This is a genomic window from Streptomyces graminilatus, from assembly GCF_001418565.1.
Taxonomy (GTDB): Bacteria; Actinomycetota; Actinomycetes; order Streptomycetales; family Streptomycetaceae; genus Streptomyces; species Streptomyces graminilatus.
In genome coordinates, this window is the sequence record NZ_LIQQ01000590.1 from 1 (window position 1) to 12,356 (window position 12,356).

Annotated in this window: 7 protein-coding genes and 2 pseudogenes; 5 read left to right on the plus strand and 4 right to left on the minus strand. The window is 71.7% G+C overall.

What is annotated here, in order from left to right; translation table 11 throughout:
* Positions 1-219: pseudogene (locus tag AOK08_RS37315) on the minus strand (ABC transporter ATP-binding protein); the annotation flags it as partial.
* A gap of 148 nt (positions 220-367) precedes the next feature.
* On the opposite strand from AOK08_RS37315, the gene AOK08_RS37320 reads away from it, so the two are divergent.
* The 4 genes and pseudogenes from AOK08_RS37320 (at position 368) to AOK08_RS37335 (ending at position 6,334) form a co-directional block, all read left to right on the plus strand.
* Positions 368-1,330 carry a lysylphosphatidylglycerol synthase transmembrane domain-containing protein gene (locus AOK08_RS37320; RefSeq protein ID WP_055534362.1) on the plus strand — a complete coding sequence of 321 codons (963 nt, stop codon included), beginning with the start codon at positions 368-370 and terminating at the stop codon, positions 1,328-1,330.
* Between the two features lie 69 nt (positions 1,331-1,399).
* A pseudogene (locus tag AOK08_RS37325) lies at positions 1,400-2,622 on the plus strand (GTP-binding protein).
* 209 nt (positions 2,623-2,831) lie between these two features.
* Positions 2,832-3,974, plus strand: a complete 1,143-nt coding sequence (locus tag AOK08_RS37330; RefSeq protein WP_055534364.1) for a mechanosensitive ion channel family protein — start codon at positions 2,832-2,834, stop codon at positions 3,972-3,974.
* Between the two features lie 140 nt (positions 3,975-4,114).
* On the plus strand, positions 4,115-6,334 hold the full coding sequence (locus AOK08_RS37335; RefSeq protein ID WP_055534366.1) for an NADP-dependent isocitrate dehydrogenase: 2,220 nt from the start codon (positions 4,115-4,117) through the stop codon (positions 6,332-6,334).
* A gap of 139 nt (positions 6,335-6,473) precedes the next feature.
* Here AOK08_RS37335 and AOK08_RS37340 read toward each other — a convergent pair whose 3' ends face one another.
* From AOK08_RS37340 to AOK08_RS37350, 3 genes are read right to left on the minus strand one after another with little or no spacing between them, the layout of a single operon-like run.
* Entirely contained in the window at positions 6,474-7,007 is a 534-nt protein-coding gene (locus AOK08_RS37340) for a hypothetical protein (RefSeq protein ID WP_055534374.1), read from the minus strand.
* 44 nt (positions 7,008-7,051) lie between these two features.
* Positions 7,052-7,696, minus strand: coding sequence for an RNA polymerase sigma factor (locus tag AOK08_RS37345; RefSeq protein ID WP_079054497.1), 645 nt, complete (start codon positions 7,694-7,696; stop codon positions 7,052-7,054).
* A 41-nt stretch (positions 7,697-7,737) separates the two neighbouring features.
* Complete coding sequence (locus AOK08_RS37350) at positions 7,738-9,177, minus strand: S8/S53 family peptidase (RefSeq protein ID WP_055534370.1); 1,440 nt, start codon at positions 9,175-9,177, stop codon at positions 7,738-7,740.
* A 243-nt stretch (positions 9,178-9,420) separates the two neighbouring features.
* Between AOK08_RS37350 and AOK08_RS37355 the strand changes: the two genes are divergently transcribed.
* The gene (locus AOK08_RS37355) at positions 9,421-11,988 is read left to right on the plus strand and encodes a CHAT domain-containing protein (protein WP_241827261.1); all 2,568 of its coding nucleotides are present in this window, start codon (positions 9,421-9,423) and stop codon (positions 11,986-11,988) included.
* Positions 11,989-12,356: the final 368 nt, after the last annotated feature.

Consider the following 12,356-nt stretch of genomic DNA (forward strand, 5'->3'; position numbering starts at 1 on the left):
CGACACGATCGTGTCGACGACCCGGCCCGCGAGGACGGGGGTCGCGACGGCGAGCAGCGCGGTGAGCACACTGAGCACGATGAAGCGGATGATGCGGCGGCGGTGCGGGCGGGCGAATTCCGCGATGCGGCGCAGGGTCGCGCGGTCGAAGGGCCGCCGTTCCTTCTGCTGGTTCATGACGCTGTGCAACTGCATCCACGCTGTGGTCTCCATACTCATGACAGTGACCGTACGACCTCGAGCAACCTTGAGGTAAAGGCCGGATCCGAGTGAGCGGCATGCCCCCTCGCGCCGTTGCCCGGCGCGTCGACCGCTGGCCGTGCGCCCGCAACCCGGCGTTGGTGCGGCGGGGAGAACCTCTCCGGTTGTGACAGCGGTTCTCCCTCCCCCGGCCCGGCGCCGGCGACTTCCGGTGCGGCAGGTCCTGTGCCTGCTTCCGCTCCTGCTGGTCGCCGTGGTCGCGGTGCGCCACCGGCAGGTGCTCGCCGAGGGCTTCGGCCATCTCGCGTCGGCCAAGTGGCCCTGGCTGCTGGCCGCGGCCGGGGCGACCTGTCTGACCTGGGTGGCCGCCGCCGTGAGCCGCCAGGGAGCAGTCGTCGAACGGCTGCCCAGACTGCGGCTGCTCGCCACGCAGTTCGCGGCGGGCTCGGCCAACCATCTGCTGCCGACGGGGCTCGGCGCGAGCGCGGTCAATCTGCGGTTCATGACGGTGTGCGGTCTGCCGCTGGCCCGTTCCTCGGCGGCGCTCGCCCTGTACATGCTCGCGGAGGCCGTCGGCCGTCTCGGCCTGCTGGCCGCGCTGCTGATCGCGTTCCCGCACGCCCTGCGGCTCGGCCCGCTGGTGCCCGACGGGGCACTCGGCCCGCTGCTCATCGGCATCGGCGCGGTCCTGCTGGCGGCGGCCTGCGCTCTGGTGTGCGTACGGCGGCTGCGCGCGGCCGCCCTCTCCTTTCTGCGTACGGCGCTCGGCGAGGCCCGTTCCGTGCACACGCGGCCGTCCAGGGCACTGGCCCTGTGGGGCGGTTCGCTGGCGTTCCCGGCACTGCAGGCCGCCGGACTCGCGGCGGTGGGGACGGCACTGGGGCTGCCGGTGCCGGCCCTGCACATGGCGCTCGCGTACCTCGCCGCGACGGTCGCCGTGGCGCTGATCCCCACGCCCGGCGGCATCGGCTCCGTCGAGGCGGCGCTGATCGTGGCCCTGGTCGCGGTGGGCGGGCCGGTGGCCGTCGCCACGGCGGTGGTGCTCGCGTTCCGGATCATCACCGTCTGGGTGCCCCTGCTGCCGGGGGCGCTGACGCTGGGGGCACTGGTGCGGCTCAAGGTGATCTGAGAGCCGGGTACGGGGTACCCTCCCGGAACGTTTGTGAAAATGGTTTCCAATAAGCTAGCGTGCGGACGCATGCCCACCACTTCCGTTCCCACCGGCCCCCGTCTGCCCGTGACCGTGCTCTCCGGTTTCCTCGGCGCCGGGAAGACGACGCTGCTCAACCACGTTCTCGGCAACCGTCAGGGCCTGCGGGTCGCGGTCATCGTGAACGACATGAGCGAGATCAACATCGACGCGTCCCTCGTCCGGGACGGCGGCACCCTCTCCCGTACGGAGGAGCGGCTGGTCGAGATGACCAACGGCTGCATCTGCTGCACCCTCCGGGACGACCTCCTGGAGGAGGTCGAGAAGCTGGCCCGCGCGGGCCGCTTCGACTATCTGCTCATCGAGTCGTCCGGCATCTCGGACCAGATACCTTACTAGTGGCCTCCACCTGCGCCTTCGCCCGCGACGACGGCGCGAGCCTGCTCGACGTCTCCCGTCTGGACACCATGGTCACGGTCGTGGACGCGGTGAACTTCCTGCCCGAACTCGACCGCGGCGACGACCTGCTGGAGCGCGGGATCACCCCGGTCGAGGGCGACGAGCGCACGGTGAGCGATCTCCTCGTCGACCAGGTCGAGTTCGCCGACGTCATCCTCCTCAACAAGACGGACCTGGTCCCCGGGCGGGCGGCCGACCGTCTGGAGGCGACCCTGCGGCGCCTCAACCCGGCCGCCCGCGTCCACCGCACCGTCCGTGGCGCGATCGACCCCGCCGAGCTCCTGGGCACCGGGCTGTTCGATCTGGAGAAGGCCGAGCAGGCGCCCGGCTGGGTGGCCGAGCTGAACGGCGACCATGTACCGGAGACGGAGGAGTACGGCATCTCGTCGCTGGTGCTGCGCGACCCGCGCCCCTTCCATCCCGGCCGCCTCTGGGACCTGCTCACCGGTCCGCTCGACGCGGGCGACTTCGGTCAAGTGCTGCGCTCCAAGGGCTTCTTCACCCTCGCCTCCCGCCCCGGCACCACGGGCCTGTGGTCACAGACGGGCTCGGTGGCCCGCTTCGAGCCCATCACCACGGGCGACGCCACCGGTGATGCCATGGGCGCCCAATCTCCCGTACAGGGTCAGGAGTTGGTGTTCATCGGGACCGATCTGCGCCGCCAGTCGCTGCGGCTGGCACTGTCGCGCTGCCTGTTGACGGAGGAGGAACTGGCCTCGTACGCAGTGGACTTGGCGCACACGGCGTACGAGGACCCCTTCCCCGTATGGGAGGTGCACCCGGCGGACGTCTGCGACGCGCCCCCCGTCTGAGCCGCACCGTGGCGGGTTTCCCATCGCTCGGTGCCGACCGGCCGACCGGATGCGGCAGGATGAGCGGTCGCCGGAAGTCGTACAGACGTCCGGGAGTTGATCGCACATCCAGAATTTTTCGCACATTCGAACAGGTGGCAAGTGACGAGACTTCACATCCGGCCGTCGGGGGCGCGGGGCGCCGCGGAACCACTCCTCGGAGGTGAGCGGTGAAGCGAGGACTCACCGTGGACGATCTGGTCCTCGCGGGCATCGCCCTCGCCGTGGGCCTGCTGGCGGCCTTCCTGCTGCGGACGCTGCTGCGCTGGCTGGCCAAGAAGGCGGACCTCACCCGCTGGAGCGGGGACGACGTCATCGTGGACGCGCTGCGCACGGTGGTGCCGTGGTCGGCGTTCACCGGGGGCGCGGCGGCGGCCGCCGCCGCGCTGCCGCTGACGAGGACCGTCGGGCACAACGTCAACCAGACGCTGACCGTGCTGCTGATCGCCGTCACGACGCTGACGGTCGCGCGAGTGGTCAGCACGCTGGTGCGCACCGTCACCCAGTCCCGGTCGGCGGTGGCCGGCTCGGCGACGATCTTCGTCAACATCATCAGGGTCGTCATCCTGGCCCTGGGTTTCCTCGTCGTGCTACAGACGCTGGGCATCTCCATAGCGCCGATGCTCACCGCCCTGGGAGTCGGCGGTCTGGCCGTCGCGCTGGCCCTCCAGGACACCCTCGCCAACCTCTTCGCGGGCATCCACATCCTCGCCTCGAAGACCGTCCAGCCCGGTGACTACATCAAGCTGAGCAGTGGCGAGGAGGGGTACGTCGTCGACATCAACTGGCGTCAGACGACGATCCGCCAGCTCTCCAACAACCTGGTCATCATCCCGAACGGGCAGCTCGCCGGGACCAACATGACCAACTTCAACCGCCCGGAGCAGATGCTGACCATCCTGGTCCAGGTCGGCGTCGCCTACGACAGCGATCTGGAGCAGGTCGAGCGGGTCACCTGCGAGGTCGTGACCGAGGTGATGACGGAGACCACCGGCGCCGTCCCGGAGCACGAGCCGCTGGTGCGCTTCCACACCTTCGGCGACTCGCGGATCGGCTTCACGGTGATCCTGGGGGTCGGCGAGTTCAGCGACCAGTTCCGGATCAAGCACGAGTTCATCAAGCGCCTGCACCGGCGCTACCGCGCGGAGGGCATCAGCATCCCGGCGCCCGCGCGCACGGTCGCCCTGCAACAGGGCGCGGTGGTCATCCCGCAGCAGCGGGGCGGCCACGCGGAACCCGACCCGGGTCTCGGCACGGAGCCGGGGGGACGGGCGTCCACCCAGACCGCCGGTCTCGAAAGTCTCGACAGGTAAGACCCGCGTCCCGGTAGGCAGCCTCCGGGGGGCGCGGACCTCTCGCGCTCCCCGGCCGTGCGGATCCCGGGCGAGTTGTGCCCGGGCCTCTGAGATATCTTGATGTCGAGCAATGTTGCAGACGTGGAGCGGAGCACCCGGTGACTGACTCGACCATCATTTACACGCACACTGACGAGGCGCCCGCCCTGGCGACCCACTCGTTCCTGCCCGTCATCCAGGCGTACGCCTCGCAGGCCGGGGTGAACGTCGAGACCCGGGACATCTCGCTGGCCGGCCGCATCATCGCCGTGTTCCCCGAGTTCCTGGAGGAGGGCCAGCGCATCGCGGACGCCCTCGCCGAGCTGGGCGAACTGGCGAAGACGCCCGGGGCGAACATCATCAAGCTGCCGAACGTGTCGGCGTCGATCCCCCAGCTCAAGGCGGCCGTCGCCGAGCTGCAGAGCCAGGGCTACGCCCTGCCGGACTACCCGGACGACCCGAAGTCGGACGAGGAGCGCGACATCCGCGCCCGCTACGACAAGATCAAGGGTTCCGCCGTGAACCCGGTGCTGCGCGAGGGCAACTCCGACCGCCGCGCCCCCGCCTCGGTGAAGAACTACGCCAAGACCCACCCGCACCGCATGGGCGCCTGGACCACGGAGTCCAAGACCAACGTGGCGACGATGGGGCAGAACGACTTCCGCTCCACCGAGAAGTCCGTGGTGATCTCCGAGGCCGGTTCGCTGCGCATCGAGCTGGTGGCCGAGGACGGCTCGACCACCGTCCTGCGCGAGTCCGTCCCCGTCCTCGCGGACGAGGTCGTCGACGCCTCCGTCCTGCACGTCGCCGCGCTGCGCGAGTTCCTCACCGCGCAGATCGCCCGCGCCAAGGCCGAGGGTGTGCTGTTCTCCGTACACCTCAAGGCCACGATGATGAAGGTCTCGGACCCGATCATCTTCGGTCACGTCGTGCGCGCGTTCTTCCCGAAGACGTTCGAGCAGTACGGCGAGACGCTCGCGGCGGCCGGTCTGTCCCCGAACGACGGTCTCGGCGGCATCTACAAGGGTCTGGAGTCGCTGCCCGAGGGTGCCGAGATCAAGGCGTCCTTCGACGCGGAGCTGGCCGAGGGCCCGGCGCTCGCCATGGTCGACTCCGACAAGGGCATCACCAACCTGCACGTGCCGTCCGACGTCATCGTCGACGCCTCGATGCCGGCCATGATCCGCACCTCCGGCCACATGTGGGGCCCGGACGGCGCCGAGGGCGACACCCTCGCGGTCCTGCCGGACTCCTCGTACTCCGGTGTCTACCAGGTCGTCGTCGACGACTGCCGCGCCAACGGCGCCTACGACCCGTCGACCATGGGCTCGGTCCCGAACGTCGGCCTCATGGCGCAGAAGGCCGAGGAGTACGGCAGCCACGACAAGACCTTCGAGATCCCGGCCGCCGGCACGGTCCGCCTCGTCGACCAGGCCGGCAACGTGGTGATCGAGCAGCCGGTCGCCGCCGGTGACATCTTCCGCGCCTGCCAGACCAAGGACGCGCCGATCAAGGACTGGGTGAAGCTGGCCGTCACCCGCGCCCGCGCCACCGGCAACCCGGCCGTGTTCTGGCTGGACGAGACCCGCGCGCACGACGCCAACCTGATCGCCAAGGTCAACGCCTACCTGCCGGAGCACGACACGGAGGGCCTGGACATCCGGATCCTCGCGCCGGTCGAGGCGACCAAGCTGTCGGTGGAGCGCATCCGCCGCGGCGAGGACACCATCTCCGTCACCGGCAACGTGCTGCGCGACTACCTGACCGACCTGTTCCCGATCCTGGAGCTGGGCACCAGCGCCAAGATGCTGTCGGTCGTCCCGCTGATGGCGGGCGGCGGCCTGTTCGAGACGGGCGCCGGCGGCTCCGCCCCGAAGCACGTCCAGCAGCTCGTCAAGGAGAACTACCTGCGCTGGGACAGCCTGGGCGAGTTCTTCGCGCTGGCGGCCAGCTTCGAGCACCTCGCCACGACCACGGGCAACGCGCGCGCCCAGGTCCTCGCGGACACCCTCGACCGGGCGACGGCGACCTTCCTCAACGAGGACAAGTCGCCGACCCGCCGGGTCGGCGGCATCGACAACCGGGGCAGCCACTTCTTCCTGTCGCTGTACTGGGCGCAGGAGCTGGCGGCGCAGACGGACGACGCGGAGCTGGCGAAGGCGTTCGCCGTCTTCGCGGAGGCGCTCACCGCGAACGCGGAGACGATTGTCGGCGAGCTGATCGCCGTTCAGGGCAAGCCTGCGGAGATCGGCGGGTACTACCAGCCCGACGTCGAGAAGGCGAAGACGGTCATGCGGCCGTCGGTCACGTGGAACGAGACGCTGGCTTCGTTGAGCTAGCGGTCGGCTCGGCTGGGTGGGCGGTTCTTTGGCTGCCCGCTCGGTGGGGGCTTGTCGCGCAGTTCCCCGCGCCCCTTAAGGGCGCCGGATCGGCCCCCGCACGCATCCGCGTGCGGGGGCCGATCTGCATTCGGGCGCGTCAGACGCGCAGCCACTCCGTCATGACCGTCTCCGCGTCCGTGCGCAGGCGGAGGGCGAACGGGCCGGTGACGTGCAGGTCGGCGGTGAAGCGGCCCATGTCGTCGGCGGTGAGGGTGGGTGGCGAGGTCGGCTGCGGACCGCTCAGCACCTCGATGCTGGCCTCCTGCGGCGGCAGCACCTGGCCCATCAGGCCGTGTGCGGTCACCTCGATGTCGACCGTCAGTTCGGCGGTGTGGAAGGTCAGCATGCGGGGTGCGTCCTCGGCGCCCCTGACCGGGATGCCATGGACGAGCGAGTCGAAGGTCAGCTCGGCCAGTTGGGTGTCGAGCGAGTGGAGGGCGTAGGCCTCCACGGCGGTCTGCTGGAGCTGGGCCGGCACCGGATCCATGATGGCGGCGGCCTGGCGCAGTGTCTCCTCCAGGAGGTCGTCGTCCAGCGGGTCGTCGCCTTCCGCCTCCGTCAAGTCGTCCGGTTCGCCGTCGAGTTCGTCATTGGTGTGGTCGAAGCCGTCCATACCGTCAGCGCCGTTCATGTCGTCGGAGTCGTGGGGTGATCCGTCGTTGTCGTGCGCGTCGTTCACCGGACCCCCCTGGCGGCGAGCCGGACCCGCAGCCGCCGCAGACAGCGCTGGCGCAGGGGGCCGATGCTGCCGACGGCGATGCCCAGGCCGGCGGAGATCTCCTGGTAGCTCGGTGGTGGCGTGGACATCAGGACGCGCAGCAACTGCCTGCACCGGGCGCCGAGTTCCTCGAACTCCTGCCACAGGTGCCGGATGCGCTCCGCCTCGGCGGAGGCCTCCTCGGACTCGATCACCCGCTGCTCGGGCGTACGGTCGTCGCTGATCCGGTCGAGGAGTTGGGCGTCGTCCGTCGGTGTCGTCCGGTGGCTGCTCTTGATCACCTTGAGGCACTCGTGCCGTGCGGTGCTGGCGAGCCACGAGCCGGCCTTCTCCGGTTCCCGGATCCGGCCCAGATGCTGGGCGAAGCGGAACCAGACGGTCGAGTACACCTCGTGCGCGTCCGCGTCGGACAGGCGGTGGGCGCGCGCCACCGACCACACCAGCGGGCTCAGCCCCTCCACCAGCGCCTTCCAGCCCGCCGCGTCACCGTCGACGGCGGACCGGACCAAGGCGCCGACCGCAGCTCGGTCCACGTCCCCACCCCTCGTGTACGGCCAGTCATCGTACGCCGTGGAAGGGGGTGCTCCACTCGTCCTGCGCATGGTCCTCACTCGTCCTGTCCTCGTACGGAAGCCTGTTGACCTCATAGGGCGGGCGGGACGTTCACGACCGGCACCGGGCTCCAGGTGGGCGGGATCAGCGCGGGTACGACCGCTCCCCGGACCTCCGCGAACCCGGTGTTCGTGGCGAGGAGTTGCTGCCGGGCGGCACGCGGGTCGGTCTCCTTGTGGGCGGTCATGTGGGCGGCGATCATCGCGGCGACCACCGGGGTGGCGAACGAGGTGCCGCTCCACTGCGCGAAGCCCTCGAACATCACCCGGTCGGGGATGCCCGGGGTGGTCCCGGGGTCCTCCGAGAGGACGCCGAGGTGCCGGGGGGCCTGGCAGGTGCAGGCGTAGGTGAAGTGGTGACGGCAGGTGTCGTGCGTGCTGTGCTGGTAGATGTACGGCACCGGCGCCCGGAAGCCGGTGAGTGCGCCGGTGAGCCGCTCGCCGGGGGCGTAGACCTTCACCCAGGCGCCGTGGTTGCTGAAGCAGGCGCCGAACTCGCCGTCGCTGCGCAGGGCGCCGACGGAGATCACCGACTGGGCGTACTCGGGCTGGTCGGCGTAGGCGGCGGGCCAGAAGGGGGTGGCGCTGGCGTTGTTGCCGGCGGCGGCCACCAGCAGGGTGCGCGGCTGTTGGCGCAGGGCCTCCATGAACGCGGTGAGGCCGAGCAGGCCTTCCGTGCTGCCGTTCGACGTGCCCGCCGAGAGGCTGATGAGGGCAGGCCAGCCGTCACGCTCGACGGCCTCGAACAGCTTGTCGCCGAACTCGGACTCAAGGATCGCGCCGGCGTCGTTGAGGGTGTTGCGGGAGACGACGTTCGTGTTGGGCGCGACGGCCGCGACGAGCCCCGAGATGAACGTGCCGTGCCCCGCGTACTGCTGGAGGACGCCGTCGCCGTCGCACTCGTCCCTCTGGGGGTCGCCCTGGACGTGGGCCATCGCCGGGTAGGACGCGTAGTCGTGCGTGAGGCCGGTGTCGACGACGAGGACGCCGACGGCGCTGTCCGGGTCGTAACCGCCCTCGGCCACCGCCGGGTTGGGCCCCGCCGCGAACGGGACGGGCACCGGCTCGTCGCCGGGGCAGGCGTTGACGGCGATGTGCACCACGTGGTTGCGGCTGATCAGGCGCCGCCCCGCGTTGCCCTCCGTCTCCCTGAGCGCGCGCAGCGCGCCCGCCACCGCGCGGTCGCCGCGCCGGCCGCCCTGGCCCGGGTCGCCGACCCGGATCCGGGTGACGCCCGACCGGTTGGTCTCCGGGCTCACCCGGCGCACGTCGTCCGCGGCCAGGCCTGCGAAGGTGGCGAAGTGCGCGCGTACGGTGTCCTCGACGAGGCGGGCCTCCTCGCCGTCGCGGGCGAGGACGACACCCTTCTCGTAGATGAACTCGGCCGCGTCGTCCGGCCCCGTCGCCAGCTCGACACCGGGCATGGAACGCCGGATCTTCTCGAACTGCTCCTGGAAACGCTGAGGTGCCATGGAATGTCCCCCTCTGAACCGATCCCCTGTTGCCTCTATGTGCTTCTCAATGAGAGCGGCCTCGCGGTCGCGTGATACAGGGCCGTGACAGGTTCGTCGATACACGGATCGATCAGGAACGGACCAGGACGGACTGGGACGGACAGCGGGTTGTCCATGGCCAAACCTCTGTGACGAGGAGCGCGGAGCACTACCATCCGTTGGGTGACAGCGGGAAGCGACACGGTTCTCGAACTGCTGCCGATGGTGTTCGCCCGCCCGAAGGAAGCCCTCGCGCGCGCGGAGCACGTTCTCGGCGGCGATCCCACGCCGTTGCACGCCTCGGTCGCCCATCAGGTGATCGGTCTGTGGCAGCGGGACTTCGGCGACATGCGTCTCGCCCTGCGTCATCTGCGGCGCGCCCGCGATCTCGCGGCGGACGCCGGGTCGGCGGAGCGCGAGGCCGACGTCCTCGGCACGCTCGGCGTCGCGCTGGTCCACGCGGGCCGCACCCGGCAGGGCCTGGAGGCGTTCGAGCAGGGCGTCGAGCGGGGTACGGGCCATACACGCGCGCGCGTGCTGTACCGGCGGGCGTACGCGTGGTGGGTGCTGGGGCATCATCGCGAGGCGCTGGACGACGTACGGCGGGCCATTCCCGTGCTGCGGCAGGCGGACGACGTCATCTGGACGGCCAGGGCGCTGACCCTGCGGGCCACCGTGCATCTGGCGCTGGGCCGGCCCGAGCGGGCCGACGCCGACTTCACCGCCGCCGAACAACTGTGGGACACCACCGGCCAGGAGCACGACAAGGCCGACGTCGTCGAGAGCCGGGCGCTGGCCGCGTACCGGGCGGGCGACATTCCGGCGGCGCTGCGGCTGTTCGACGAGGCGGCGGAGCGTTACGACCGGTTGGGCACGCCGGTCTTCGTGTTCTACATCCGCCGCTGCGAGGTGCTGATGGGCGCCGGGCTGGCCCCGGAGGCGGTCGCGGAGGCCGATGCGGCGATCACCGTCCTCGACGGGATCGGCGGTCAGCGCACCCGCAAGGCGGAGCTGCTGCTGACCGCCGCGAAGGCGGCCCGGCTCGCGGACGATCCGCACACCGCGATCGCCCGCGCGGCCGTGGCCGTACGCCTGTTCGCCGGGCAGCGGCGCAGTTGGTGGGAGGCGCACGCCCGGCTGGTGCTGCTCGAGGCGCGGGTCGCGACCGGGCGGACGTCGGGCCGGCTCGTCGCGGACGCGGCGGCGCTGGCCGACCGGCTCGCCGCCTTCGGTTCGCCGGCCGCGCCCGAGGCGTCGCTGCTCGCGGGCCGTATCGCGCTCGCGCTGGGCTGGCGGGAGGACGCGGAGAAGCACCTGCGGGTCGCCGCCCGCAGTCGGCGTGTCGGTCCGCCGCTGGCCCGGATGACGGGCTGGGCCGCGCAGGCGCTGCGCGCGGAGGCGGCCGGGTCGGGGCGGGGTGTGCTGGAGGCCTGTCGGCGCGGGCTCGCCGTCCTGGACGACCACCGGACGACGCTCGGGGCCTCGGAGCTGCGGGCGCGGGCCACGGCGCAGGGCGCCGAACTGGCCGCCATGGCCCAGCGGGCGACCCTGTCGTCCGGTGGACCCCGTCGGCTGCTGGTGTGGAGCGAGCGGTGGCGGGCCACGGTCCTTTCGGCGCCGCCCGCCCGGCCGCCCGACGACCCGGCGCTCGTGCAGAGCCTCACCGCCTTCCGGGAGATCGCCGCCCGCGCGGAGGAGGCCCGGATCGGCGGTCGCCCGGTACCGGCGCTGGAGCGCGAACAGCGGCGCCTGGAGCGGGAGGTGCGCTCCCGCACCCTGCGCATCCGCGGCGAGTCCCCCGGCGGCGGGTGCCGGTTCGATCCCGGCCGGCTGCTCGAACGCCTGGGCGACGGTGTGCGGTTGATCGAGATCGCCGTCGTCGACGGCCGGGTACAGGTGCTGCTGTGCGGCGAGGGACGGGTACGCCGCTTCGAGGCGGGCCTGCTGACGGACGCGGTGACGGAGGCCGAGCACGTGCAGGCCGGCCTGCGGCGGCTCGCGCACCCGGGAGCGGATGCCAGACTGCCGGTACTGGAGGCGTCGGGCCGCCGCCTGGAGAAACTGCTGCTGGGCGCGGCCGTACCGCACCTGGGCTCCGGCCCGGTGGTCGTGGTGCCGCCGGGCAGGCTGCACCGGGTCCCCTGGGCCCTGCTGCCCTCCCTCCGGGAGCGGGTGCTCAGCGTGTCGCCGTCGGCGAGCAGTTGGCTGCGCGCCCAGGAGACCGGTCCCCCGCCGGGTGGCCGGCACGTCCTCGTCCGGGGTCCCGGCCTGGCGAGCGGCGGGGCGGAGGTGCCCGACCTGGTCGACCGGTACGGCAGACCGACGGTCCTGGAGCACGAGGGAGCGCGGGTACCGGCGGTACTGGACGCGCTCGACGGGGCCGCGCTGGCCCATATCGCGGCCCACGGCACGTTCCGGGCGGACAGTCCCCTCTTCTCGTCGCTCCGCATGGCGGACGGCCCGCTGATCGTCCACGACTTCGAGCGTCTGGGCCGAAGCCCGTACCGGATCATCCTCTCCAGCTGCGACACCGGTCGCCTGGCGAACGTCGGCGCGGACGAACTCCTCGGCCTGGTCACGGCGTTGCTCCCGCTGGGCACGGCGGGCGTGGTGGCGAGCAGCGCACCGGTCAACGACGCGGCGGTGGTCCCCCTGATGCTGGCCCTCCACAAGGGCCTCAGCGTGGGCCTCTCCCTGGCCGAAGCCCTCCGCGACGCCCGCGCGTCCCTCCCCGGAGACGCGACACACCAGGCAACGGGCTGGGCATTCTCGGCATTCGGCTCCGCCTGACCACCCCCTGGACGGCAGACGGACAGCCCACCGGCCCACCACGACCTGCCTAGACGACCGCATCCCTGCGACCGAGGCCTGGCGGCCCCAACCTGGGCACACGACACGTCGGGCGACGCGGGGACGAGCACTCACGGCATACGGCGCCGCCCGGCCCCGCCCCGGCCGCGCGGCCGGGGGCTGTCCAGCAGTCGGCGAGGCAACCCGGGCAGCGCTGACGACGGCTCGCCACAAGAGCCTCACCCCGGCTCTCACCTCACCGAACCCCCGCACGGCCCGACCCGGGGACACGGCACACCAGGCGACGCCCCGTCCAGCAACCACGGCGGCGCACCAGCAGCGAAGTAGCCGCCGTGGTTGCTGGACGG